Origin of the sequence: Pantoea sp. AN62 (assembly GCF_050432985.1) — a bacterium.
Taxonomy (GTDB): domain Bacteria; phylum Pseudomonadota; class Gammaproteobacteria; order Enterobacterales; family Enterobacteriaceae; genus Pantoea; species Pantoea brenneri.
In genome coordinates, this window is the sequence record NZ_JBNPYB010000007.1 from 216833 (window position 1) to 243122 (window position 26290).

Below are 26290 nucleotides of genomic sequence, written 5' to 3' on the forward strand. Positions count from 1 at the left end.
TCTGACCACGCAGGTACCCGACGCGATCGGCAACAGAAGTTAAGCTGGCTTTCCACTCTTCGGACGCTGGATCATCGCCAGCCCCTTCAGGAAGTTGCGCAGAATCTGATCACCGCATTCGCGATAGTTCTTATGGTCAGGCTTGCGGAAAATCGCACCAATCTCAGCCTGCGAAACGGTAAAGTTCACGCGTTTCAGTACCTCAGGAATATCGGTGGTTTTCAGATCAAAGGCGATGCGCAACTTCTTCATAAAGATGTTGTTATTCATCTTGCGCTCAATGGACGGGGCGGGCATCTCTTCGCCTTTTCCGCGACGGTAAAAAATCAGGCCGTTGAGGAAGTAGCCCATCAGCACATCGGGGCAGGGACGGAACGCCGCATCTTCATCTTTTTTCAGCCACGCCTGAATATCCGTCTGTGGGACTTCACACTGCGCCAGCGCAAAAATTTCCACCATTTTGGCATCGCTCAGATCGAGCATGTAGCGCACGCTGCGCAGAATATCGTTGTTAGTCATGGTGAGATCTTCTCATGGTCAGTCGACAGGCTGCGCATTATAGGGGATTTTGCCCACCTCCGCGCAGGTTTGTACCCTCCGACTTAACGCTGCAATATCGCACCGGACTGTAGCGCATCGCGGACAAAAGGCAGATGTTCACAGGCATGCTGGCGGGCAAAGCGGATAAAGGCTTCCAGCACCGGCTGACGCTGCTCGCCATCGCGCACCGCGGCATAAAGACGGCTCCACAGCCCGTCACCCAGCGTTTTGGTTACCACCAGTCCCTGCTTCTCAAAACTCTCTACCACCCAGTGCGGCAGCGCGGCAATTCCCATGCGGGCCGAGACCATCTGGATCATCAGCAGGGTGTTATCTACGTTTTTCAGCGCCGGGCTGACGCCGGCCGGTTGCAGAAAGTGACGCCAGATATCAAGGCGCTGACGCTGCACCGGATAGATCATCAGTACCTCGTCGGCCAGATCCTCAGGGGCAATATGTTCAACCTGCGCCAGCGGATGATCCGGTGCCAGCACCAGTCGCACTTCAAAATCAAACATCGGCGAATAGAACAGCCCGGAGCGCGCCAGGATGTCGGAGGTCAGCACCACATCCAGCTCGCCCTGCTGCAGCGCAGGCTGAGGATCAAAGGTGACGCCTGATTTGAAATCCATCACCACCTGCGGCCAGCTCTGACGGAAATTATCCAGTGCCGGCGTCAGCCACTGGATGCAGCTGTGGCACTCAATCGCCACCCTGAGAGTGGTCTGCTGCGGCTCATGACAGGCCTGCAACGCTTGCTGGATCTGCGGCAGTACCTGTTCGGCCAACTGCAGCAGGATGTCGCCCTGTGGCGTGAAGCGCAGCGGCTGACTTTTACGCACAAACAGGCGGAATCCCAGCCGCTGTTCCAGATCGCTGAACTGGTGGGACAACGCCGATTGCGTCTGATGAAGCTGGGATGCCGCCGCCGCCAGCGAACCCGTATTACGCAGAGCCTGAAGCGTCCGCAGGTGCTTGAGTTCGATCATGAGAGTCCTTCACATCGAAAGTGAACATATTGCGCTTGAGGAACATACAGTACCCGCAGATTATAGCGGTGTAAACATCTGGACGGCTAAACATCTTTGGCTGTCAGCCAAAGTGAAAGATTATCTGGAGAACAGCGAATGACAATCCTTAACCATACCCTTGGTTTTCCGCGTGTCGGCCTGCGCCGTGAACTGAAAAAAGCCCAGGAGAGCTACTGGGCCGGTGACTGCAGCCAGCAGGAATTACTGGAGGTGGGCCGTGAATTGCGTGCACGTCACTGGCAACAACAAAAAGAGGCTGGGGTCGATCTGCTGCCGGTGGGTGACTTTGCCTGGTACGATCATGTGCTGACCACCAGCCTGATGCTGGGCAACGTGCCGGCACGTCATCAGAATAAAGAGGGTTCGGTTGATCTGGATACGCTGTTCCGTCTGGGCCGAGGCCGCGCGCCGACCGGCGAACCTGCGGCGGCGGCGGAAATGACCAAGTGGTTTAACACCAACTATCACTACATGGTGCCAGAATTTACGCCGGGCCAGACCTTCCGGCTGGCCTGGACTCAGTTGCTGGATGAAGTCGACGAGGCGCTGGCACTGGGCCACAACATCAAGCCGGTGCTGCTGGGGCCGGTGACTTATCTGTGGCTGGGTAAGGTCAAAGGGGAAGCGTTTGATCGTCTGTCGCTGCTGAAAGCGATCCTGCCGGTTTACCAGCAGGTGCTGGCCGAGCTGGCAAAACGCGATATCGAATGGGTGCAGATTGATGAACCTGCGCTGGCGCTGGAGCTGCCGCAGGCGTGGCGTGAGGCGTTTAAGCCCGCCTACGATGCGTTGCAGGGACAAAGTAAACTGCTGCTCACCACCTATTTCGACAGTATCGGTCAGAACATTGAGGTGATTCGCCAGCTGCCGGTGCAGGGGCTGCATGTCGATCTGGTGCATGGCCGGGATGATATTCAGCAACTGAATCAGCAATTGCCCGCCAGCTGGCTGCTGTCGCTGGGGGTGATCAACGGGCGTAACGTCTGGCGCGCCGATCTGAGCCGCTGGTTTGAGCGCCTGCAGCCGCTGGTCGCTCAGCGCGCGCAGCTGTGGATCGGCTCCTCCTGCTCGCTGCTGCACAGCCCTATCGATCTGAGCGTTGAGACCCGGCTGGATGAGGAAGTGAAAAGCTGGTTCGCCTTCGCGCTGCAGAAATGCACCGAACTTTCGCTGCTGACCGAGGCGCTCAACCACAACGATGCCGCGTCACTGGCGGCCTGGAGCGCGCCGGTTCGCGCCCGTGCTCACTCCAGCCGCGTACATAACGCCGCGGTCGCTCAGCGCCTGCTGGCTATCACGCCGCAGGACAGCGAACGACACAGCCGCTACAGCGAGCGGGCTAAGGCACAGCGTCAGCGCTTTAATCTGCCCGCCTGGCCGACCACCACGATTGGCTCTTTCCCACAAACCCCGGAAATTCGCGGTCTGCGCCTCGATTTCAAACAGGGTCGCCTCGACAGCAATCATTACCGTACCGGCATCGCTGAACATATCAAACAGGCGATTACTGAGCAGGAGCGGCTGGGGCTGGATGTGCTGGTGCACGGCGAAGCGGAACGTAACGACATGGTTGAATATTTCGGCGAGCATCTGGATGGATTCGTCTTCACCCAGAATGGCTGGGTACAGAGCTATGGCTCACGCTGCGTGAAACCACCGGTGATTATCGGCGACATCAGCCGGCCGGAAGCGATCACCGTTGAGTGGGCGAAGTATGCCCAGTCGCTAACGGACAAACCGGTGAAAGGGATGCTGACCGGTCCGGTGACCATTCTCTGCTGGTCATTCCCGCGTGAAGATGTGTCACGTGAAACCATCGCAAAACAGATTGCGCTGGCGCTGCGTGATGAAGTGGCCGATCTGGAAAAAGCCGGTATTGGCATTATCCAGATTGATGAACCCGCGCTGCGCGAAGGGCTGCCGCTGCATCAGTCCGACTGGGCTGCCTATCTGAACTGGGCGGTCGATGCTTTCCGCCTGAATGCCGCTGTGGCGCAGGATGACACCCAGATCCACACCCATATGTGTTACTGCGAGTTTAACGACATCATGGATTCCATCGCTGCGCTGGATGCCGATGTGATTACCATCGAAACCTCGCGCTCTGACATGGAGTTGCTGGCGTCGTTTGAACACTTTGACTATCCGAATGAGATTGGCCCAGGCGTCTACGACATTCACTCGCCTAATGTACCGGACGTCGAATGGATTGAAGCGCTGTTGCTGAAAGCGGCGAAGCGTATTCCGCCGCAACGGCTGTGGGTAAATCCGGACTGCGGGCTGAAAACGCGTGGCTGGACCGAAACGCGGCAGGCATTGGCTAACATGGTCACTGCGGCAAAAAACCTGCGGGCTAAAACGGCGTAAACGGGCGTCCGGCAGGGAATAAGAAATAATCGGGGCGCGCAGGCGCCCCTTTTTTCGCTTACTGTGAAGCTACGCCATACTGCCTGAACCAGGCCAGCATCCGCGCCCAGCCATCGCTGGCCGATTCGGCATGATAGCTCGGACGGTAGTCAGCATTAAACGCATGTCCGGCTTCGGGATAGACGATGATTTCCGCGGTGGCATTGGCGGCGTGCAGCGCCTGACGCATCTGCTCAACGCTCTCCAGCGGAATTCCGTCATCCTGACCGCCGTATAAGCCTAATACCGGGGCGCTGAGATCGACGGCGACATCAATAGGGTGTTTCTGCTGCTTCATGGTCCGATCGCCGGTCAGCCGTCCATACCAGGCGACGGCGGCACGCAGCTGTGGATTGTGCGCCGCATAGAGCCAGCTAATGCGGCCGCCCCAGCAGAAACCGGTAATGCCCATCCGCCGGATATCACCGCCGTTACGCGCTGCCCAGTTGGCGGCATGATCAAGGTCGGACAGCACCTGGCTGTCGGGCACCTTACTCACCAGCTCGCTGAATAGCGTCGGAATATCGTGGTAATCGTTGGGATCGCCTTCACGGAAGTAGAGTTCCGGGGCGATGGCCAGATAGCCTTCCAGCGCCAGCCGGCGGCAGATATCACGGATGTGCTCATGCACCCCGAAAATTTCCTGTACCACCAGCACCACTGGCAGCGAACCCTCTGCGGATTTCGGTCGGGCAAAAAACGCGGGCATATTTTCGCCCTGGCTTGGCACTGAGGTCTCACCCGACTGAATCGCCGGGCTGTCGGTAATAATGGTGGTGGAAGCGGTCGGCTGAACGGCAGGCGCAAAGGTCCCTGCCGCGGCTTTTTGTGTCATATTATCACTGGTTTTCATTATTCTCTCCGTGCGAGCAATTGCGCAATCACGTAACTATAGCCTGGCCGGAAACGGTGCGAGCCAGACGTCGGGTAACAGAGTCAGCAGCGGACAATATCACCCAACTCTTTAACACTGCGATGACCCCGACACAGCCCCGCCGATCGCAATGACGGCGAACCCGATGTGATATTGTGATAATCATCACATTGTTTTTAGTGAAAAATGTAACTTTCATTTTCTTAAGTGAATGTTGTCACATATTTATCGGGCGTGCTGACGTAGAGTGACGCGCTACCTTCCCTTAACAGGAGTCTGAAATGACACAGTCTGACGTTTTCCATCTTGGCCTGACTAAAGCCGATCTGCAGGGCGCTACCCTGGCGATTGTGCCCGGCGATCCGGAGCGCGTGAAGAAAATTGCCGGACTGATGGAGGATGCCACGCATCTGGCCTCACACCGTGAATTCACCAGCTGGCTGGCAAAACTCGACGGTAAGCCGGTGGTGGTCTGTTCAACCGGTATCGGCGGTCCTTCTACCTCCATTGCGGTTGAGGAACTGGCACAGCTTGGCGTACGCACTTTCCTGCGCGTTGGCACCACCGGCGCTATCCAGCCGCACATCAACGTTGGCGATGTGCTGGTGACTACCGGTTCCGTGCGGCTCGACGGTGCCAGCCTGCATTTCGCACCGATGGAGTTTCCGGCAGTGGCCGATTTTGCCTGTACCACGGCGCTGGTGGCTGCGGCAGAAGCCTGTGGCGCGAAGACCCATATCGGCATTACTGCCTCTTCTGATACCTTCTATCCGGGACAGGAACGCTACGATACCTTCTCTGGTCGGGTGGTGAATCGCTTCCAGGGATCGATGAAAGAGTGGCAGGAGATGGGCGTACTCAACTATGAGATGGAATCCGCTACACTGTTAACCATGTGTGCCAGCCAGGGCCTGCGCGCCGGCATGGTGGCTGGTGTGATCGTTAACCGTACCCAGAAAGAGATCCCGGATGCGGTGACGATGAAACAGACCGAAAGCGATGCGGTAAAAATTGTGGTTGAAGCGGCACGCCGCTTGTTATAACCCTCACAGCCAGGCAGCAGGTTAACGGGCCGCTATGAGGCCTGCCTGCTGCCGGATAATCCCGGCGCAGCCTTTCAACGGACTCTGAGAGTGCCCGATGCGCAAAACTATTCCCGTTCGTCGTCCCGTCGTTAACCCGAATTCCGCCGCGCTCAATGCCCGTCTGGAGAGCAGTGCCGCCCGGTTCCGCGCCGCCATGCAGCAGGGCGATTATGCGCAGGCCGTCCGCTCTTGCGAAGAGGTGTTGCGTTATCAGCCTCACCAGATGCAGGTACTGAGTGACTATGCGCTCTGCCTGATGCGTCTCGGTCAGCATCACAAAGCGTACAAAACCTACCAGAAAATTTACCAGTCGCCGCCGGCCGTGCGCGCCACCGCGTCAGAAACCTGGCTGGATGGCCTGACCGAAGTGTGTGGCTGGCTGGATAAGCAGGATGAGGTGGCGCGTTACGGCCTGGAATCGCTGATGCAGTCAGACGCCCGCTTTCGTCAGGGGCCGCGGGTCGCCTTTCCCGCTGCGCAGCCTGAGCCAATCGATCTCAGCCAGCCGCAGCAGAACGTGATCGCGTTCAGCCTGTATGGCGACCAGCCGCGCTACTGTGAAACCCTGATTAAAAATGTTGAGGTGGCACCGCAGCTCTTTCCCGGCTGGATCTGCCGCATCTATCTGGATGACAGCGTGCCGCAGCATGTCTGGCAACGGCTCGATCAGCCCCACGTTGAGCGGGTTGATATGTCGCAGGAAAAAACGCGGTTCCCGACGCTGTGGCGCTTTCTGGTGATGGACGATCCCAGCGTTAAACGCTTTATTGTCCGTGATGCCGACTCGCTGCTTTCCGAGCGCGAAGCGGCGGCGGTTAACGCCTGGCTGGCATCGCCGTACTGGTTCCACCACATGCGCGACTATTTTTCCCACACCGAGTTACTGCTGGCCGGCATGTGGGGCGGCTGCCATGGCGTTTTCCAGCAGGTTGAACAAACGATGCGCGAATTTATTGCGCAGTACCGTGGCAGCGAACGCTTTACCGATCAGTACTTCCTCAAGACGGCGCTGTGGCCAACGGTGCGTGAAAGCATTCTCAATCATGATGAGTTGTTTCATTTCCATCAGGCTCAGCCGTGGCCAGCGCATCCGCCGGTACGCTGGCAGATGCCCCGATTTCACGTTGGCAGCAACGTGGGCTTTGCCAGCCTGACCGGACAGTCCGCCGCCGCCGACGGCACCCGGCAGGTGGTGGACATCAGCGCGGGCGGCAAAAGCTGGCAATATCCGGCCCAGGTGAAAAGTGGCCAATGGCTGCTGCCGATGCCGTTCTTCCTGATTGAAGACTGGCAGGCCGGAAAGCTGACGGTGACCGTGCGGTAAGTGATTGAGTGCAGGTAAATATATCTGGACATTCATACAGTGCGACTCTACCTTTTCCCTCAGTAGCTTGAGTCGCGGGGAAATCATGGATCAGCACATCATTATCAGCGTCTGTCTGGCACTCGCCGGCGCAGGAATTGGCTGGATGCTGGCACAGTTACGTGTCGGGCATCAGGCCGCCAGTTTCTTAACCGAGCGCCGTCTGCTGGAAGAGGCACAACAGCGCCAGCAGCAGCAGATTGAACAGCTTCAGCAGCAGGCGCAGCAGCGTGAGCAGGAACTGCGCCAGCTTCATGGTGCGCTGAGTGGTGCCAATGAACGTCTGCAACAGCTCGATTACTGGCGCAACGAGAGCGAACAGCTTAACCGGGAACTGCGTAACCAGCTGGAGGTCAACAGCGCCCAGGAAGCGGAGCTGCGTGAGGTAACCATCCGTCTTGAAGAGACCCGCTTCGCCGCCGAAGAGAAGCAGCGTCTGCTGACCAACAGCGAGCAACGCCTCAGCGCCCAGTTTGAAAACCTCGCCAACCGTATTTTCGAAAATAGCGGCCGCCGCGTCGATGAACAGAATCGCCAGAGCCTCGACAGCCTGATCGGCCCGCTGCGTGAACAGCTGGATGGTTTCCGTCGTCAGGTGCATGAGAGCTTTGGCGCGGAAGCGCGTGAGCGGCACACCCTGACCCACGAAATCCGTCAGTTACAGCAGCTTAATGCGCAAATGGCGCAGGAAGCGCTCAACCTTACCAAAGCGCTGAAAGGCGACAATAAAATCCAGGGCAACTGGGGCGAAGTGGTGCTCAGCCGGGTGCTGGAAGCGTCCGGGCTGCGTGAAGGCTATGAGTATGAAACCCAGGTCAGCATTCAGTCGGAGCAGCAGGGCAGGATGCAGCCGGATGTCATTGTGCGTCTGCCGCAGGGCAAAGATGTGGTGGTGGACGCCAAAATGACGCTGGTCGCCTATGAGCGTTACTTCAATGCCGAAGATGAGGTTGAGCGTGAACAGGCGATTCAGGAACATGTCAGCGCGATGCGCAGCCATATTCGTCTGCTGGGACGTAAAGATTATCAACAATTGCCCGGTTTACGCTCGCTTGATTATGTGTTGATGTTTATTCCGGTCGAACCGGCGTTTTTGCTGGCGATCGATCGCCAGCCAGAGCTGATTGGCGAGGCGCTGCAGCAGAATATCATGCTGGTCAGTCCCACCACGCTGCTGGTAGCGCTGCGTACCATCAATAACCTGTGGCGTTACGAGCACCAAAGCCGCAATGCGCAGCGTATTGCTGACCGCGCCACCCGGCTGTATGACAAAATGCGGCTGTTCGTTGATGACATGAGTGGTATTGGTCACAGCCTGGATAAGGCGCAAATCAGCTACCGCGAGGCGATGAAAAAACTGGCCGAAGGACGCGGCAACCTGATTGCGCAGACGGAAGGTTTCCGTGCGCTGGGGGTTGAAGTGAAACGGTCGATTAATCCTCAGCTGGTGGAGCGGGCGATGCCGGAAAATCCGGCTGATGAAGAGCAGGACGACGATGATGATGCGGATGACAGAGCCATGCGTGTGAGACGCCTCCACGAATAGTATGGGCGCAGCGTGCCTGACTTCCGTGACTCTGATACACTTCGGGAAGTATTGTTTGTGGAGCAGGTAAAACCGATGGCAGATGAATCACAGCAGGAAACCACCCATTTTGGCTTTCAGACGGTCGCCAAAAGCGAAAAAGCCGACAAAGTTGCGGATGTGTTTCACTCCGTAGCGGCAAAATATGACCTGATGAACGATTTGATGTCCTTTGGCGTCCATCGTGTCTGGAAGCGTTTTACCATTGACAGCAGCGGCGTACGTCGCGGTCAACGCGTGTTAGATCTGGCCGGCGGAACCGGCGATCTGACGGCTAAATTTTCTCGCCTGGTGGGCGAAACGGGTCAGGTAGTGCTGGCCGATATCAACAGTTCGATGCTGAAGATGGGCCGTGAAAAGCTGCGCAATCTCGGCGTGGTCGGCAACGTGAGCTACGTGCAGGCCAACGCAGAAGCTCTGCCGTTCCCGGATAACTACTTCGATTGCATCACCATCTCCTTCGGCTTACGCAACGTAACGGAAAAAGAGAAGGCGCTGGCCTCTATGTTCCGTGTGCTGAAGCCGGGCGGACGGTTACTGGTACTTGAGTTCTCCAAACCGGTGATTGATCCGCTGAGCAAAGCCTATGACGCTTACTCGTTCCATATTCTGCCGCGTATCGGGCAACTGGTGGCGCAGGACGCCGAGAGCTATCGCTATCTGGCCGAATCGATCCGCATGCATCCCGATCAGGAAACGCTGAAAGCGATGATGAACGACGTCGGTTTTGAAAATACCACTTACTCCAATATGACCGGCGGCATTGTGGCCTTACACCGTGGATTTAAGTTCTGAGTGAGATGGTGATGAACCTAACGCCCTTGATTACCGCGGGCCTGGAAACAGCGCTGAACCGCATGTTGTATCGCGATCGCGGCCTGAAGGCGGCACGGCAGCGTCTGACCGGTAAGGTCCTGACGCTGCGTCTGAGCGAGTTTTCCCATCCGCTGGTGCTGGTATTCAGTGAGCAGCAGCTGGATGTGGTGGCTGACTGGCAGGATACCAGCGACTGCACGGTGATTACTTCACTGAAAACCTTGCCGAAGCTGCGCGATCGCCAGCAGCTGACGCCGCTGATTCGCAGCGGTGAGTTGCAGGTAGAAGGTGATTTGCAGGTAGTGCAGCAGTTTTCCGCGCTGATGGATCTTGCCGAGCTGGATCCGGCGGAATACCTGGCGCCGTGGGTCGGCGATATTGCGGCACAGGGCATCAGTCAGGGCGCACAACGAGTCTTTCGCCGGATAAAAGGCGAAGTCGGGCGTCGGCAGGATTACCTCGGTCAGGCACTGACCGAAGAGTGGCGTGTCGCGCCAGGCTCGCTCGAATTAGCCTGGTTTTCCGAGGAGGTCGACGCGATGGAACGTTCGCTTGAGGCGCTTAATGCGCGTCTGGCGCAGCTGGAGGCAAAATGAGTTTTGGAGAGATCCGCCGCTTATATTTGATCATGAAGGTGTTTTTGACTTACGGCCTTGATGAACTGATTCCCAACACGCGCCTTACCCTTCCGCTTCGCCTGTGGCGTCGCTGTATTTTCTGGTTACCCAATCTGCATCAGAATGAACCGACCGGCGCCCGCATGCGCATGGCGATGGAGCAGCTGGGGCCGGTATGGATTAAGTTCGGTCAGATGCTGTCGACCCGCCGTGACCTGTTCCCGCCGATGATCGCCGATCAGCTGGCCATTCTGCAGGACCGGGTTGCACCGTTTGATGGCGTTAAAGCGAAAGCGCAGATCGAAGCCTCAATGGGCGCACCGATCGAAACCTGGTTTGATGATTTTGACATTAAGCCGCTGGCATCAGCGTCGATTGCCCAGGTTCACACGGCAACGCTGAAGTCGACCGGTAAGAAAGTGGTGATCAAAGTCATTCGTCCGGATATTTTGCCGGTGATCAAAGCTGACATGAAGCTGATCTATCGCCTGGCGCGCTGGGTGCCGCGTTTACTGCCTGATGGCCGTCGTCTGCGTCCGGTTGAAGTGGTGCGCGACTACGAAAAAACCCTGCTTGATGAGCTGAACCTGTTACGCGAAGCCGCGAACGCCATTCAGTTACGCCGCAATTTTGAAGACAGCCGGATGCTTTATGTACCGGAAGTCTATTCTGACTACTGCAGCGAAACCATGATGGTGATGGAACGTATTTACGGCATTCCGATTTCGGACGTCGCCACGCTGGAGCGACACGGGGTCAACATGAAGCTGCTGGCAGAGCGTGGCGTGCAGGTGTTCTTCACCCAGGTATTCCGCGACAGTTTCTTCCATGCTGATATGCATCCCGGCAATATTTTTGTCAGCTATGAGCATCCGGAAGATCCGCAATACATCGGCATCGACTGCGGTATTGTCGGGTCGCTCAACAAAGAAGATAAGCGCTATCTGGCTGAAAACTTTATCGCCTTTTTTAACCGCGACTACCGCAAGGTGGCGGAGCTGCACGTTGACTCTGGCTGGGTGCCGCCCGATACCAACGTCGAAGATTTTGAATTTGCGATTCGCACCGTCTGTGAGCCGATTTTTGAAAAGCCGCTGGCTGAAATTTCCTTCGGTCACGTGCTGCTGAATCTGTTCAATACCGCGCGTCGGTTTAATATGGAAGTCCAGCCGCAGCTGGTGCTGCTGCAAAAGACTCTGCTGTATGTGGAAGGTATTGGTCGTCAGCTCTATCCGCAGCTTGACCTGTGGAAGACCGCCAAGCCGTTCCTCGAAGAGTGGATCAAGGATCAGGTCGGTCTGCCCGCCATCATTCGCGCGGTTAAAGAGAAAGCACCGTTCTGGGCCGAGAAGTTACCGGAACTGCCGGAACTGTTTTATGACAGCATGCGCCAGCATAAACTTTTGCGGCATAGCGTTGACAAATTAGTGGGCGATCTCAATGCGCAGCGTACCCGGCATCACCAGGCACGCTATCTGTTTGGCGTTGGCGCAACCCTGCTGCTCAGCGGCACGGCAGTGCTGCTTTCGCGACCGGACTGGGACCTGTTTCCGGCGGTATTAATGGCAGCGGGCATCGTCTCATGGTTAATCGGCTGGCGTAAGACAAACTGATTGTCACTTCAGCCAAAAACACGGTAATGTCGCTGGCTCAGGCCCGGGTTGATAAGGGCGCTCTGTGGTGCATTACCCCATCGTTTTTCACAGAATATTAGAGGCTATCTCATGGGCGGTATCAGTATTTGGCAATTGTTAATTATTGCCGTGATTGTTGTACTTCTGTTCGGTACCAATAAATTACGTAATCTGGGTTCGGATTTGGGTTCCTCGATTCGTGGCTTCAAAAAAGCCATGGGCGATGAGGACGACAAAAAGGATCAACCGAAAGAGCAGGACGCTGACTTCAGCGCCAAAACGCTGGCGGACAAACAGCAAACTTCGGCTACTAAAGAAGAAGTTAAGAACGACAAGCAGGTGTAAACCGTGTTCGACATTGGTTTTAGTGAACTGGTATTGGTGTTCGTTATCGGGCTGATTGTACTCGGCCCACAACGTTTACCGGTTGCGGTGAAAACCGTGGTCGGCTGGATCAGGGCGATTCGTTCGCTGGCAGCCAATGTGCAAAACGAACTGGCGCAGGAGCTGAAACTGCAGGAGTTGCAGGACAGTCTGAAAAAGGTGGAAGAAGCGGGCCGCGGGACACTGTCGCCGGAGCTGAAAGAGTCAATGGAAGAGCTGCGTAAGACTGCGGATTCAATGAAGCGCTCGGTCAGCCAGAGCATCGACATTGAAAAAGAGGAAGACGAAGCCAACACTATTCACTCGCCACAGCACCGATCGGCGCCGCCTCTGGCGGACCAGCCGGAAGTGCATCCGGCAGCGGCCGGCACTGCGTCGCCGTCAGGCACGCCTGCGGCGGCTGATCATCAGGCCAGCGCGCCAGTTCAGGCACCGTCTGTGGAAACGGCATCAGCCGGGCAGCCGGCAGCGATTGTAGCCAGCGCGCCCGCTCAGGCACCGTCTGTGGAAACGGCATCAGCCGGGCAGCCGACAGCGGCTGTAGCCAGCGCGCCCGCTCAGGCACCGTCTGTGGAAACGGCATCAGCCGGGCAGTCAGCAGCGACTGTAGCCAGCGCGCCCGCTCAGGCACCAGCCCGTGCTGACACGGCATTAGCCAGCAAACCTGACGCCGCCACTACGCGCACTTCCGCTTCCCCCTCTTCTGCAAGTGATGAACGATAATGGCCGTTGAAGATACCCAACCGCTCATCAGTCATCTGATTGAGCTGCGTAAGCGACTGCTGAACTGCATCATCGCCGTTTTAGTGATATTCCTGGCGCTGGTTTATTTTGCCAATGATATCTATCAACTGGTGGCGGCACCGCTCATCAGTCAGATGCCAATCGGCTCCAGCATGATCGCCACCGATGTGGCTTCGCCGTTTTTCACCCCGATTAAACTGACGATTATTGTGTCGGTATTTCTGGCGGTGCCGGTGATCCTCTATCAGGTCTGGGCGTTCATTGCGCCTGCGCTCTATCGCCATGAACGTAGACTGGTAATGCCGCTGCTGTTTTCCAGCACCTTTCTGTTCTATATCGGTGTGGCATTTGCCTACTTTGTCGTCTTCCCGCTGGCGTTTGGTTTCTTTACCAAAACCGCGCCGATTGGCGTCACCATGGCGACCGACATTACCAAATACCTCGATTTTGTCATGACGTTGTTTATGGCGTTTGGCGTGGCGTTTGAAGTGCCGGTAGCGATTGTACTGTTGTGCTGGACTGGTATCACCAGCCCGGACGATCTGAAAAAGAAACGTCCCTATATTCTGGTCGGGGCCTTCGTGGTCGGCATGTTACTGACGCCGCCGGACGTTTTTTCCCAAACTTTGCTCGCTATTCCGATGTACTGCCTGTTTGAAGTCGGCGTATTCTTTTCCCGATACTATGTGGGCAAAGGCCGCCGGGCACAGGATGAGGAACATAACACCGAATCCTGACGCGATCTTCAGGTCCCGCTCTGGCGGGCAGAGATCAATCCGAACCGCCCTCCGGGGCGGTTTTTGTTTAGTAAAACTGTGGGAAAAATTATGTTTGATATCGGTGTAAACCTGACCAGCACGCAATTCGCCTCCGACCGGCCAAAGGTGGTAAAACGCGCGCGTGAAGCGGGCGTCACCGGCATGCTGATTACCGGCACCAATGCGCTGGAGAGCCAGCAGGCGCAGAAACTGGCTGAAGATCAGCCGGGCTTCTGCTGGTCTACCGCGGGCGTGCATCCGCACCACGCCAGCGAATGGTCAACGGAGATCGCCAGCACGCTGCGTCGGCTGGCGGAGAAACCGGAAGTGGTGGCTATCGGCGAATGCGGGCTCGATTTTAACCGCAACCTGTCAGCCCATGAGCAGCAGGAATATGCGTTTGAAGCACAGCTGGCGCTGGCAGCCGAACTGAATATGCCGGTGTTTCTGCACTGCCGCGAAGCCCATGCGCGCTTTGCGGCCATCGTGGCGCCCTGGCTGCCAAAACTGCCGGGTGCGGTAATTCACTGCTTTACCGGCACGCGCGATGAACTGGAAGCGTGCCTGGCGCTGGGATTATCGATAGGAATTACTGGCTGGGTGTGTGATGAACGTCGCGGGCTTGAACTGCGTGAAATGCTGCCGCTGATCCCGGCCGATAAGTTGCTGCTGGAAACCGACTCGCCCTATTTATTGCCGCGCGATATGCGACCGCGTCCGACTTCACGTCGTAACGAACCCTGCTTCTTACCGCATATTGTGCAACAGGTGGCGACATGGCGTGGCGAGAGCAGCGAGGCGCTGGCGGCCTGCGTTGATAACAATGCGCGGACGCTGTTCCGACTGGTTTAGATCTTACGGAACTGTTTGTTATCCACGCTGCGCATCACCTGTTTATTCAGCAGGTTGAGCAACAGAATCGAACGGGTTTCGCCATCCGGCTCGGCAAAGATGGCGCGTAGCCCTTCAAACGTCCCTTCGGTGATGACAACTTCATCGCCGATTTGTGGCGTTTCAGGATCGAGCAGAATTTGCGGGACATCGGTTTCCAGCGCTTCAATCACCGCAGGCGGCACCGTAGCGGGCGTAGTGCCAAAGCGCACAAAGTGGCTGACGCCGCGCGTGCTGCTGATGGTGGTGGTATGAATCGCTTCCGGATCGAATTCGATGAACAGATAGTTAGGAAACAGCGGCTCACTCACCGTGGTGCGTTTACCGCGCACGATCTTTTCCAGAGCGATCATCGGGCTGAGGCAATTCACTTCTTGCCGCTCCAGATGCTCCTTCGCGCGCAATAGCTGACCACGTTTGCAATAGAGTAAATACCAGGATTCCATAACCGCTCCCATCGAATGGACGCTAAGAATAGCAAACCTGCTGCCAGAGTTATAGCGCATCGGGCAGGGGAAAAGCGCAGCGCGCAGAAAATAAACTGAGACTTTTCTTAAGATGCCGGATAGTGACAGAAAAGGCGATTGGAAATTGACGTTTCACCCTGCTCTGTATCAGACTCGGTGGCCATCATACCGGCGAAAAGGATCATCTGATGGAACTCTTTTTGTTAAGCAACGGCAAGCTGGCGGATGATGCGCCGTTACTGGGTTATGCTCAGCCGCAGTTACACGCCATGATTGCCAGACGTGCTATCCGTTCAGCGGTGCTGATTCCTTACGCCATTATCCGGGGCGATCATGCGCAGCGCGCCGCCGATCTCAGTGCGTCACTGGGCATTGCGGTGCGCCCCGTTGACGCTTTTACCTCACCGGCTGAGGCAATCGCCCAGGCGGAGCTGATTTTAGTCAGCGGCGGTAATACCTGGTTGCTGAACCAGATGCTGCATGAGCAGGGCTTAATCGTGGCGATACAGCGCGCGGTGCGTGAACGGCAGGTGCCGTATATCGGCTGGAGTGCTGGCTGTAATGTGGCGACGCCGTCGATTCGCACCACCAATGATATGCCGGTGCGTAGTAGCGTGGTGCTGCCTGCGCTGGGGCTGTTCCCGGTGCAGATCAATCCTCACTATCTGGATGCCAGCGTCAGCGGTCATATGGGCGAAACACGCGACGAGCGGCTGGCTGAATTCTGTGCCGTCAATCCGTCCGAGTCGGTGATTGCGCTGCGTGAAGGCAGCTTTCTGCATCTGCATGACGATCGGCTACGCTATTACAGTGTGCGCAACGAAGACTTTAAGGTGTTTCGCCACGGCGAGCCGATTCAGGCTTATCACGATACCCGCGCGCTTCAGCCGCTGGTGCCTTTTCGCTGTGATTAAGGTTGCCGCATAAACCTCAACACAACCGCATAATCAGCCCTATAATGGCCGATTCACTCTGGCCGGAAAGCTAAAGCCGCATGAAATATCACGATTTACGCGACTTTCTCGCGCTGCTCGAACAGCGCGGTGAGTTAAAAAGAATTAAGCAATCGATTGATCCCGTCCTGGAAATGACCGAAATCGCCGACCGCACGCTGCGTGCCGGCGGGCCCGCGCTGCTGTTTGAAAACCCGAAAGGGTATGACATGCCAGTGCTGTGTAACCTGTTTGGCACGCCAAAGCGCGTCGCCATGGGGATGGGTCAGGAAGAGGTGAGTGCACTGCGGGAAGTAGGCAAACTGCTGGCATTTCTGAAAGAGCCGGAGCCACCAAAAGGCTTTCGCGATCTGTTCGATAAGATGCCGCAGTTTAAGCAGGTGCTCAACATGCCGACTAAACGCCTGCGCAATGCGCCCTGCCAGGAAGTGGTGTTCAGCGGTGATGAGGTCGATCTGTCGCGCATTCCGGTGATGAAATGCTGGCCGGGCGATGCCGCGCCGCTGATTACCTGGGGTCTGACCGTCACCCGTGGTCCGCATAAAGAGCGACAGAATCTCGGCATTTACCGCCAACAGGTGATCGGCAAAAACCGGCTGATTATGCGCTGGCTGTCGCACCGTGGCGGCGCGCTCGATTTTCAGGAGTGGAGCAAAGCGCATCCGGGCGAGCGTTTTCCGGTTTCGGTGGCGCTCGGTGCTGACCCTGCGACTATTCTCGGTGCGGTAACGCCGGTGCCGGATACGCTGTCAGAATATGCGTTTGCTGGTCTGCTGCGCGGCAATAAAACCGAAGTGGTGAAATGCCTGTCGAACGATCTGGAAGTGCCAGCCAGCGCGGAGATCGTGCTGGAGGGTTACATCGAGGCAGGCGACATGGCACCTGAAGGGCCTTACGGCGACCACACCGGCTACTACAATGAAGTAGATAGCTTCCCGGTCTTTACCGTGACGCACATTACCCAGCGGCATCAGGCAATTTATCACTCGACCTATACCGGCCGTCCACCGGATGAGCCCGCCGTACTGGGTGTGGCGTTGAATGAAGTGCTGGTGCCGATTCTGATCAAGCAGTTCCCGGAAATTGTCGATTTCTATCTGCCGCCGGAAGGATGTTCCTACCGGCTGGCGGTGGTAACCATTAAAAAGCAGTATGCCGGGCATGCCAAACGGGTAATGTTTGGCGTCTGGTCATTTCTGCGGCAGTTCATGTACACCAAATTTGTTATTGTGTGTGACGATGATGTTAATGCGCGTGACTGGAATGATGTGATCTGGGCGATTACCACCCGCATGGATCCGGCGCGTGACACGGTATTAGTGGAAAATACGCCGATCGACTATCTCGATTTCGCCTCACCGGTTTCCGGGCTGGGGTCGAAGATGGGGATGGATGCGACCAACAAATGGCCGGGCGAAACGCAGCGCGAATGGGGCACACCTATCGTGAAAGATCCTGCGATTACCGCGCGCATTGATGCTATCTGGGATGAGTTAGGTATTTTTGATCAGCCGCCACAGCGTTGATGGCGAGCACAACCATAAAGACGACCCGACAGAGGGAACGCATGACAACGTTAAGCTGTAAAGTAACTTCAGTTGAAGCGATTACCGACACGGTGTATCGCGTTCGCCTGATTCCGGAAGCGGATTTCAGTTTTCGCGCGGGACAGTATCTGATGGTGGTGATGGATGAGCGTGATAAGCGCCCGTTTTCACTGGCCTCAACGCCAATGGAAAAGGATATCATTGAGCTGCACATCGGTGCGTCCGATCTCAACCTGTACGCCATGGCGGTGATGGATCGTATTCGTGACGATCGCCAGATCACCGTCGACATGCCGCACGGTGATGCCTGGCTGCGCGAAGAGAGCAGCAAACCGTTGATCCTGATCGCTGGCGGTACCGGCTTCTCCTATGCCCGTTCCATTCTGCTGACCGCGTTAGCGCAGCAGCCGGATCGTGATATCGCCATTTACTGGGGCGGACGTGAGCTGAAGCATCTGTACGATCTGGATGAGCTGGATGCGCTGGCGGTGAAACACCCCAACCTGAAGGTGATCCCGGTGGTCGAGCAACCGGAAGCGGGCTGGCAGGGACGTTCGGGTACGGTATTAACCGCGGTAATGCAGGATTTCAGCACGCTGAGCGAGCATGAGATCTATATTGCTGGCCGTTTCGAGATGGCCAAGATCGCACGCGATCGCTTCTGCGCCGAACGCGGTGCGCTGGAATCGCAGATGTATGGTGATGCTTTCGCCTTCATCTGATCGATGACAAGCCAAAAGAAAAAACCCGCCCATCATGGGCGGGTAAATCGGACAAAGAAGTGACCCAACGTATTACAGACGCTCGAATACGGTGGCGATGCCCTGACCTAAACCGATGCACATGGTCGCCAGACCAAACTGCGCATCGCGTCGCGCCATGATGTTAAGCAATGTGGTACTGATACGTGCCCCGGAACAGCCCAGCGGGTGACCCAGCGCAATCGCACCACCATTCAGATTGATCTTTTCATCCAGCCGATCCAGCAAACCCAAATCCTTTATGCATGGCAGGGTTTGTGCTGCAAACGCCTCATTGAGTTCAAACACGTCAATATCATTGACGCTCAGACCGGCACGTTTCAGCGCCAGCCTGCTGGCCGGCACCGGGCCGTAGCCCATGATTGACGGATCGCAGCCGACCACCGCCATACTTCTGATGCGGGCACGCGGGGTCAGCCCCAGTTCACGGGCGCGGGATTCGCTCATCACCAACATCGCGGCCGCGCCATCAGACAGAGCTGACGAGGTGCCCGCCGTTACCGTGCCATTGACCGGATCAAACGCCGGCCGCAGTGCCGCCAGACCTTCGGCGCTGGTCTCTTCACGGATGACCTCATCGTAATCGTAGCGTTTGAGAATGCCGTCGCTGTCGTGACCGGCAGTGGCGACGATCTCCGCTTTGAAATCACCGCGCTGAGTTGCCTGCCAGGCGCGCTGGTGCGAACGCAGGGCAAACGCATCCTGCTGCTCGCGGCTGATATGATGCATACGCGCCAGCATTTCAGCGGTCAGGCCCATCATCCCCGCCGCTTTGGCCACGGTGCGGCCGAGGCCCGGATGAAAGTCGACGCCGTGATTCATCGGCACGTGTCCCATATGTTCCACTCCGCCAATCAGGCAGCTGTGCGCATCGCCGACCATAATGGCACGGGCGGCATCATGCAGTGCCTGCATCGATGAGCCGCACAGGCGGTTGACGGTGGTTGCCGGTACCGAGTGCGGTATTTCAGCCAGCAGGGCGGCGTTACGCGCAATGTTAAACCCCTGTTCCAGCGTCTGCTGCACGCAGCCCCAGACAATGTCATCCAGCGTGGCAGGATTGACCGCCGGGTTGCGGCTCAGCAGCTCACGCATCAGGTGGGCGGAAAGATCCTCGGCACGTACATGACGAAAAGCACCGCCTTTTGAACGACCCATCGGCGTACGTACCGCATCGATAATCACCACATTTTCCATATTCTTGCCCTCAGGCGCTTTTCAGCGCGGCTTCGTCAATTGGTTTGGCGGCGGGATACCAGCTTTGATGCTGATGCGCTTTTTGCACCAGCAGTTCAGGCAATTCATACAGGCCACCGAGTGCACTGTAGCGCCGGGCCTGATCGACCACATTGCTGTTGCCCAGGGTATCGAGGTAGCGGAAGGCGCCGCCGCGGAAAGGCGGGAAGCCGAGACCGTATACCAACGCCATATCTGCTTCGGCCGGCGAGGCGATGATTTTCTCCTCCAGGCAGCGCACCACTTCATTCAGCATTGGCAGCATCATGCGATTAAGGATCTCTTCGTCGCTGAAGACACGCTTAGGCTGGCAAACCTGTTGCAGCAGCGTATCGACCTCGCTGTCTGCCACTTTTTTCTGTTTGCCCTTTTTGTCGGTTTCCCAGCGCCAGAAGCCTTTGCCATTTTTTTGACCGAAACGACCGGCATCAAACAGCAGATCGATCGCATCGCGATAATCGTGTTTCATGCGTTGTGGAAAACCTTCCGCCATAACGCTTTGCGCATGATGCGCGGTATCGATGCCGACCACATCCAGCAACCACGATGGTCCCATTGGCCAGCCAAACTGTTTTTCCATTACTTTATCGATCTGACGGAAGTCAGCACCGTCGCGCAGCAGCAGGCTGAAGGCGGCGAAGTAGGGGAACAGCACCCGGTTGACGAAGAAGCCAGGGCAATCATTGACCACAATCGGGGTTTTACCCATTTTGCTGGCCCAGGCCACTACTTTGCTCAGGGTCGCTTCACTGGTTTTCTCGCCACGCACCACTTCTACCAGCGGCATACGCGGCACCGGATTGAAGAAGTGCATGCCGCAGAAATTTTCCGGACGTTGCAGCGCCTGTGCCAGTTGACTGATGGGAATGGTGGAGGTATTGGAGGTCAGGATGGCGTCGTCCCGCAGGTGCTGCTCGGTTTCGGCCAGCACTTTAGCTTTAATCAGAGGATTCTCGACCACCGCTTCGACCACCACGTCGGCGTGTTCAAAACCGGCGTAATCCAGCGTTGGCTGAATGGTTGCAATCACGCTGGCCAGCTTATTGCCGTCAATCTTGCCGCGCTCCAGCAGTTTATTAAGCAGCTTGCTGGCTTCGTTCATCCCGAGCGTCAGGGCCTGTGGATTGATGTCTTTCATTTTGACCGGCACGCCTTTCCAGGCTGACTGGTAGCTGATGCCGCCACCCATAATACCGGCACCCAGTACGGCCGCCTGCGTTGGCGCGCCGCTTTCGCTGCCGCGTTTTTTAGCCAGCCCTTTAACGTATTGATCGTTGAGGAAGATGCCGACCAGCGCCCGCGCTTCGTCAGACTGCGCCAGCGGAACAAAAGCGGCATTTTCCAGTTTCAGCGCATCTTCACGGCCAAGACCGGCAGCCGCTTCAATGGTTTTCACCGCCATCAGTGGCGCTGGGTAATGTTTGCCTGCGGTCTGCATCACCATACTTTTGGCAAGGGTGAAGCTCATCGCCGCTTCAATCGGGCTCAGTTTCAGCGGTGCCAGTTTCGGTGCCCGGCGCGCACGCCAGCTACCATCGAGCGCCACAGCTTTAAGCATGGTGATGCCCGCCTCGCGCAGTTTATCGCGTTCCACCACCGCATCGACCAGACCGAGTTTAAGTGCCGCGTTTCCGTCGACGTCTTTACCAGCGGCAATGATCTCCATTGCGCTATCGGCTCCTAACAGACGCGGCAGACGGACGCTGCCGCCGAAGCCTGGCATGATCCCGAGTTTCGTTTCCGGCAGGCCAATGCGGGCATCGGCAGTGGCAACGCGCAGGTCGGTTGCCAGTACGCATTCACATCCACCACCCAGCGCATAGCCATCGATGGCGGCCAGCGTCGGTACCGGTAAATCTTCCAGCCGGTTAAAAATGCTGTTGGCGTAGCTCAGCCACTGACTCAGTTTTTCGGTCGGTGCATCAAACAGTGAGAGGAATTCGGTGATGTCAGCACCGACAATGAAGGCCGGTTTAGCCGAGCTGAGCAGCACGCCGCGCAGGTCAGACTGCTGCTCCAGCACTGCAATAGCTTCGCCCAGGCTGGCGACGGTTTGCGTATCAAGCTTATTGACCGAGCCAGGGGCATCAAAAACCAGCTCGGCGATGCCATCGTCCAGCCAGTGAAGAGAAAGGTTAGCGCCTTGGTAGAGCATGTGCGTCTCCTGAAACCGCGGAAAAGTGATCTGGTCATACCAGATGATCGAGAGTGTGGGAGTGATGTTAATTTTTTGCAAACGGGTCTTTGCTTATTTGCTAACAAGATCACAGCCGCTCTCAACACGGCATCCGCTTAAGGGGTATGCTAAACTGCGGCCATTTCGCGACACTGGAGAGACGTCAATGGATTCCCTGAAGACCTTGTATCACGCGCATATCGCCACGTTGCAGCAACGGGCGCAGCAGGTGCTGGCACACAATAAACTGGATGCGATGCTGATCCATTCCGGTGAGTTGTTGACGGTGTTTCTGGATGACCACACCTATCCGTTCAAGGTGAATCCACAGTTTAAAGCCTGGGTGCCGGTAACGCAGGTGCCGAACTGCTGGCTGTGGGTTGATGGGGTCAGTAAACCAAAGTTGTGGTTTTACTCTCCGGTTGACTACTGGCATAACGTTGAGCCGCTGCCGGACAGCTTCTGGACCGCTGAGATTGAGGTCATCGGCCTGAAAAATGCGGATGAGATTGCGCAGCTGTTGCCGGCTCAACGTGAGAATGTCGCCTATATTGGCCCGGTAAATGCGCGGGCAGCGCAGCTCGGTATCAGTTCTGGCAATATCAATCCCAAAGCGGTGATCGATTTCCTGCATTACCATCGCAGCATCAAAACCGAGTATGAGCTGGCCTGTATGCGCCAGGCGCAGAAGCTGGCCGTGGCCGGACATCGCGCCGCCAAAGAGGCTTTTTCTGCCGGGTTAAGCGAGTTCGACATCAATCAGGCTTATCTGACAGCCACTGGACATCGCGATACCGACGTACCTTACGGCAACATCATTGCGCTGAATGAACACGCGGCGGTGCTGCATTACACCCGTCTGGATCATCAGCCACCGGTAAAGCGCCACAGCTTTCTAATTGACGCGGGTGCCGAATATCTTGGCTATGCCGCTGATTTAACCCGCAGCTACGCGGCGCAGAGCAGCTCGCTGTATGCCCGGATGGTCGAGGCGATGAATGCAGAAGAGCTGGCGCTGATCGCGACCCTGAAGCCAGGCGTGCGTTACACCGATTATCATCTGCAGATGCATCAGCGTATCGCCAGATTGCTGCTGAAGTTCGAGCTGGTGCAGGGCATCAGTGAAGAGGCGCTGGTGGCGGAAGATCTGACCGGTCCGTTCATGCCGCATGGATTAGGGCATCCGCTCGGCCTGCAGGTGCATGACGTCGCCGGGTTTATGCAGGATGAGCAGGGCACCCATCTTGCGGCACCAGCGCAGTATCCTTATCTGCGCTGCACTCGCGTGCTGCAACCCGGCATGGTATTAACCATCGAGCCTGGCTTCTATATTATTGACTCGCTGCTGACGCCACTGCGTGAAGGCCGGTTCAGCCAGCATTTTAACTGGCAGGCCATTGATGCGCTCAGGCCTTACGGCGGTATTCGCATTGAGGATAACGTGGTGATCCATGCGCATCGCGTTGAAAATATGACCCGCGATCTGCACCTGGCCTGATGGACGCCTTTGATATTCCCGCGGTGGCGTTAAGCGTCAGCGAGGAGACCATCAAAAAGAGCCGCTTTATCACGCTGTTGGCTCACACCGACGGCACGGAAGCGGCACGGGCGTTTGTTCAACAGGTCAGGCATGAACATCCTGCTGCGCGTCACCACTGCTGGGCCTGGGTGGCTGGCGCGCCAGATGATTCACAACAGCTGGGTTTCTCTGACGATGGTGAGCCGTCCGGCACCGCCGGTAAACCGATGCTGGCGCAGCTGATGGGCGCCGGTATCGGTGAAATCACCGCGGTTGTGGTGCGCTATTACGGTGGCATCATGCTGGGCACGGGCGGCTTAGTGAAAGCGTATGGCGGCGGGGTGCAGCAGGGGCTTAAGCAACTGGCGCGCCAGCGTAAAGTGCCGATGAAACTGTTCACTTTGCAATGCGACTACGCGCAGCTCAGCGATATCGAACGGCTGGTGCAGCGCTTTGAAGGCAAGGTCACCGACAGCCAGTATCAGGACCGCATTGCACTGACGCTGGCCGTGCCTTATGGACAAATCGACGGATTCCAGCAAAATCTGTCAGACTTTAGTCGGGGCGCGTTAGCGCTTATCCCGCTCATACCTTGATGTTCTTCTCTTTTATTTAAAGGAACGGCTGAATGCACTTTCGCGCCATTACCCGCATAGTCGGTCTGCTGGTGATCCTCTTTTCAGTGACGATGATTTTGCCCGGCCTGGTCGCATTAATTTATCGCGACGGTGCCGGTCGGGCCTTTAGCCAGACATTTATGATGGCGCTGGTGATCGGCTCGCTGCTGTGGTGGCCAAACCGCAAACAGAAGACAGAGCTCAAGCCACGCGAAGGGTTTTTGATTGTGGTGCTGTTCTGGACGGTGCTGGGCAGCGTGGGGGCAATGCCGTTTATCTTTGCCGAACAGCCGCACCTGTCGGTTACCGACGCGTTCTTCGAATCGTTCTCTGGCCTGACGACCACCGGTGCCACTACCCTGGTCGGACTGGATTCACTGCCAAAGGCGATTCTATTCTATCGGCAAATGCTGCAATGGCTCGGCGGTATGGGGATCATCGTCTTAGCGGTGGCGATATTACCGATACTGGGCGTGGGGGGGATGCAGCTCTATCGCGCTGAGATGCCTGGCCCGCTGAAAGATAACAAAATGCGGCCGCGCATTGCTGAAACAGCCAAGACTCTGTGGTTGATCTATGTGCTGCTGACGGTGGCCTGTGCGCTGGCCTTGTGGCTGGCGGGGATGCCGGCCTTTGATGCGATTGGCCACAGCTTCTCGACCATCGCCATCGGCGGATTTTCCACCCATGATGCCAGTATCGGCTATTTTAATAGCGGCACCATCAATACCATCGTGGCGGTGTTTCTGCTGATCTCCGGCTGTAACTACGGTCTGCACTTTGCCATGCTGAGTGGCCGTAATCTGCGCGTCTACTGGCGTGACCCGGAGTTACGGATGTTTATCGGCGTCCAGCTGACGCTGGTGTTGATCTGCACGCTGGTGCTCTGGTTCCACAATGTCTACGCCGGTGGCTGGCAGACCCTGAACCAGGCGTTCTTCCAGGTCGTCTCCATGGCGACTACTGCCGGTTTTACTACCGACAGCATCGCGCGCTGGCCGCTGTTCCTGCCGGTTCTGCTGCTGTGCTCCGCCTTTATTGGTGGCTGCGCCGGTTCAACCGGCGGTGGCCTGAAGGTGATCCGCATCCTGCTGTTGTGCAAGCAGGGTAACCGGGAGCTTAAACGGCTGGTCCACCCGAATGCGGTTTACACTATCAAGCTGGGCAACCGGGCGCTGCCGGAGCGTATCCTCGAAGCGGTCTGGGGATTCTTCTCGGCCTATGCGCTGGTGTTCCTGATCAGCATGCTGGCAATCATCGCCACCGGGGTAGATGACTTCTCGGCCTTTGCTGCCGTCGCCGCCACGCTGAACAACCTCGGACCCGGTCTGGGGGTGGTCGCGGATAACTTCACCTCAATGAATGATGTGGCGAAGTGGATATTGATCTCCACCATGCTATTCGGGCGTCTCGAGGTCTTTACCTTGCTGGTGCTGTTCACGCCGACGTTCTGGCGTGAGTAATTAATAAGGATGCTGAAATGAAAGCGCTGATTCTCTACTCGACCCGTGACGGACAAACGCAAAAAATCGCCTCTTATATAGCTGAGCAGATCGGTCAGCAGCAAAACTGTGATGTGATGAATATCCAGCATGCCACTTCGCCTGACTGGGCACAGTATGATCGGGTGCTGATTGGCGCCTCGATTCGTTACGGCCATTTCCAGCCGGTGGTCGATGCATTTGTTAAGCAGCATTTGCACCAATTGCAGCAGCGTACCAGTGGTTTCTTCTCGGTGAACCTGACGGCGCGTAAACCCGAGAAGCGCTCCCCGGAAACCAATGCCTATACCCAGAAGTTCTTATCACAGTCGCCGTGGCGGCCAGATTGCTGTGCGGTGTTTGCTGGTGCGCTCTATTACCCGCGTTATCGCTGGTTTGATCGCATCATGATTCAGCTGATTATGCGAATGACCGGTGGCGAGACCGATTCTACTAAAGAAGTGGAGTACACCGATTGGCAACAGGTCAGCCGTTTTGCCAATGATTTTGCACAGTTACCAGGCAAATCGTAGCGAAATAACGCGATTTGATGAAAATTACTTCGAACGGTAATCTTTTTGCAATAAACGCTTGTCAGCCCGCGCGAACTCCCTATAATGCGCCTCCATCGACACGGAACAACGGCTTACCGGCCGCCGGGTTGAGAGGCACAGGAGACTGCGCCGCCGGAGAAAAACTTCTGAAAAGAGGTTGACTCTGAGGGAGGAAAGCGTAATATACGCCACCTCGCGACAGACGGTTAACCCGCTGCTCGCACTGCTCTTTAACAATTTATCAGACAATC

The 26290-nt window shown here is 56.7% G+C and carries 24 protein-coding genes; 18 read left to right on the forward strand and 6 right to left on the reverse strand.

Annotated elements, in window-relative coordinates:
• Positions 1-39: 39 nt before the first annotated feature.
• Positions 40-519, reverse strand: coding sequence for a DUF1456 family protein (locus tag FHW04_RS10735; protein WP_089562551.1), 480 nt, complete (start codon positions 517-519; stop codon positions 40-42).
• Between the two features lie 83 nt (positions 520-602).
• Complete coding sequence (gene metR, locus FHW04_RS10740) at positions 603-1529, reverse strand: HTH-type transcriptional regulator MetR (RefSeq protein WP_094106300.1); 927 nt, start codon at positions 1527-1529, stop codon at positions 603-605.
• Positions 1530-1667: 138 nt separating this feature from the next.
• On the opposite strand from metR, the gene metE reads away from it, so the two are divergent.
• Positions 1668-3938 (forward strand): 5-methyltetrahydropteroyltriglutamate--homocysteine S-methyltransferase, encoded by a 2271-nt coding sequence (metE, locus tag FHW04_RS10745; RefSeq protein ID WP_089562552.1) that lies wholly within the window; start codon positions 1668-1670, stop codon positions 3936-3938.
• A 58-nt stretch (positions 3939-3996) separates the two neighbouring features.
• Here metE and FHW04_RS10750 read toward each other — a convergent pair whose 3' ends face one another.
• Complete coding sequence (locus tag FHW04_RS10750; RefSeq protein WP_089562553.1) at positions 3997-4830, reverse strand: dienelactone hydrolase family protein; 834 nt, start codon at positions 4828-4830, stop codon at positions 3997-3999.
• Between the two features lie 302 nt (positions 4831-5132).
• Here FHW04_RS10750 and udp point away from each other — a divergent pair, with 302 nt between their 5' ends.
• From udp to tatD, 10 genes are all read left to right on the forward strand, one after another.
• Positions 5133-5894, forward strand: a complete 762-nt coding sequence (udp, locus tag FHW04_RS10755) for a uridine phosphorylase (protein ID WP_031375022.1) — start codon at positions 5133-5135, stop codon at positions 5892-5894.
• Positions 5895-5991: 97 nt separating this feature from the next.
• The gene (locus FHW04_RS10760; protein ID WP_089562554.1) at positions 5992-7260 is read left to right on the forward strand and encodes a tetratricopeptide repeat protein; all 1269 of its coding nucleotides are present in this window, start codon (positions 5992-5994) and stop codon (positions 7258-7260) included.
• An 85-nt stretch (positions 7261-7345) separates the two neighbouring features.
• On the forward strand, positions 7346-8845 hold the full coding sequence (gene rmuC / locus FHW04_RS10765; protein WP_089562555.1) for a DNA recombination protein RmuC: 1500 nt from the start codon (positions 7346-7348) through the stop codon (positions 8843-8845).
• 75 nt (positions 8846-8920) lie between these two features.
• A complete protein-coding gene (gene ubiE / locus FHW04_RS10770; protein ID WP_031375019.1) occupies positions 8921-9679 on the forward strand; it encodes a bifunctional demethylmenaquinone methyltransferase/2-methoxy-6-polyprenyl-1,4-benzoquinol methylase UbiE in 759 nt (252 codons plus the stop codon).
• An 11-nt stretch (positions 9680-9690) separates the two neighbouring features.
• A complete protein-coding gene (gene ubiJ, locus FHW04_RS10775; RefSeq protein WP_031375018.1) occupies positions 9691-10296 on the forward strand; it encodes a ubiquinone biosynthesis protein UbiJ in 606 nt (201 codons plus the stop codon).
• Complete coding sequence (gene ubiB, locus FHW04_RS10780; RefSeq protein ID WP_031375017.1) at positions 10293-11930, forward strand: ubiquinone biosynthesis regulatory protein kinase UbiB; 1638 nt, start codon at positions 10293-10295, stop codon at positions 11928-11930. The genes ubiJ and ubiB overlap by 4 nt, the downstream gene beginning before the upstream one ends.
• Positions 11931-12041: 111 nt before the next feature.
• Positions 12042-12296: a twin-arginine translocase TatA/TatE family subunit gene (gene tatA, locus FHW04_RS10785; protein ID WP_031375016.1), complete on the forward strand. Its 255-nt coding sequence runs from the start codon at positions 12042-12044 to the stop codon at positions 12294-12296.
• Between the two features lie 3 nt (positions 12297-12299).
• A complete protein-coding gene (gene tatB, locus FHW04_RS10790; protein WP_089562556.1) occupies positions 12300-13058 on the forward strand; it encodes a Sec-independent protein translocase protein TatB in 759 nt (252 codons plus the stop codon).
• The gene (gene tatC / locus FHW04_RS10795) at positions 13058-13816 is read left to right on the forward strand and encodes a Sec-independent protein translocase subunit TatC (protein ID WP_031375015.1); all 759 of its coding nucleotides are present in this window, start codon (positions 13058-13060) and stop codon (positions 13814-13816) included. Before tatB ends, tatC begins: the two co-directional genes overlap by 1 nt.
• Positions 13817-13906: 90 nt before the next feature.
• Positions 13907-14689, forward strand: coding sequence for a 3'-5' ssDNA/RNA exonuclease TatD (tatD, locus tag FHW04_RS10800; protein ID WP_089562557.1), 783 nt, complete (start codon positions 13907-13909; stop codon positions 14687-14689).
• On the opposite strand, the gene rfaH is transcribed toward tatD, so the two are convergent.
• Positions 14686-15174 carry a transcription/translation regulatory transformer protein RfaH gene (gene rfaH, locus FHW04_RS10805; RefSeq protein WP_031375013.1) on the reverse strand — a complete coding sequence of 163 codons (489 nt, stop codon included), beginning with the start codon at positions 15172-15174 and terminating at the stop codon, positions 14686-14688. The two genes, tatD and rfaH, sit on opposite strands and share 4 nt — an antisense overlap.
• 209 nt (positions 15175-15383) lie before the next feature.
• Here rfaH and pepE point away from each other — a divergent pair, with 209 nt between their 5' ends.
• The 3 genes from pepE (at position 15384) to fre (ending at position 18417) form a co-directional block, all read left to right on the forward strand.
• Positions 15384-16109 carry a dipeptidase PepE gene (gene pepE, locus FHW04_RS10810; RefSeq protein ID WP_089562558.1) on the forward strand — a complete coding sequence of 242 codons (726 nt, stop codon included), beginning with the start codon at positions 15384-15386 and terminating at the stop codon, positions 16107-16109.
• 80 nt (positions 16110-16189) lie between these two features.
• Positions 16190-17674, forward strand: a complete 1485-nt coding sequence (ubiD, locus tag FHW04_RS10815) for a 4-hydroxy-3-polyprenylbenzoate decarboxylase (protein ID WP_046289563.1) — start codon at positions 16190-16192, stop codon at positions 17672-17674.
• A 41-nt stretch (positions 17675-17715) separates the two neighbouring features.
• Positions 17716-18417 (forward strand): NAD(P)H-flavin reductase, encoded by a 702-nt coding sequence (fre, locus tag FHW04_RS10820; protein ID WP_031375011.1) that lies wholly within the window; start codon positions 17716-17718, stop codon positions 18415-18417.
• A gap of 72 nt (positions 18418-18489) precedes the next feature.
• Here the strand turns inward: fre and fadA are convergent, their stop codons facing one another.
• Entirely contained in the window at positions 18490-19653 is a 1164-nt protein-coding gene (gene fadA / locus FHW04_RS10825) for an acetyl-CoA C-acyltransferase FadA (protein ID WP_089562559.1), read from the reverse strand.
• Between the two features lie 10 nt (positions 19654-19663).
• Positions 19664-21847 (reverse strand): fatty acid oxidation complex subunit alpha FadB, encoded by a 2184-nt coding sequence (gene fadB, locus FHW04_RS10830; protein WP_094106298.1) that lies wholly within the window; start codon positions 21845-21847, stop codon positions 19664-19666.
• Between the two features lie 187 nt (positions 21848-22034).
• On the opposite strand from fadB, the gene pepQ reads away from it, so the two are divergent.
• The 4 genes from pepQ to hemG are packed head-to-tail and all read left to right on the forward strand — an operon-like array spanning position 22035 to position 26018.
• Positions 22035-23366 (forward strand): Xaa-Pro dipeptidase, encoded by a 1332-nt coding sequence (gene pepQ, locus FHW04_RS10835; protein ID WP_089562560.1) that lies wholly within the window; start codon positions 22035-22037, stop codon positions 23364-23366.
• Entirely contained in the window at positions 23366-23983 is a 618-nt protein-coding gene (locus tag FHW04_RS10840) for an IMPACT family protein (RefSeq protein WP_031375007.1), read from the forward strand. The genes pepQ and FHW04_RS10840 overlap by 1 nt, the downstream gene beginning before the upstream one ends.
• A 32-nt stretch (positions 23984-24015) precedes the next feature.
• Entirely contained in the window at positions 24016-25467 is a 1452-nt protein-coding gene (gene trkH, locus FHW04_RS10845; protein ID WP_031375006.1) for a Trk system potassium transporter TrkH, read from the forward strand.
• A 17-nt stretch (positions 25468-25484) separates the two neighbouring features.
• Entirely contained in the window at positions 25485-26018 is a 534-nt protein-coding gene (gene hemG, locus FHW04_RS10850; protein WP_031375005.1) for a menaquinone-dependent protoporphyrinogen IX dehydrogenase, read from the forward strand.
• Positions 26019-26290: the final 272 nt, after the last annotated feature.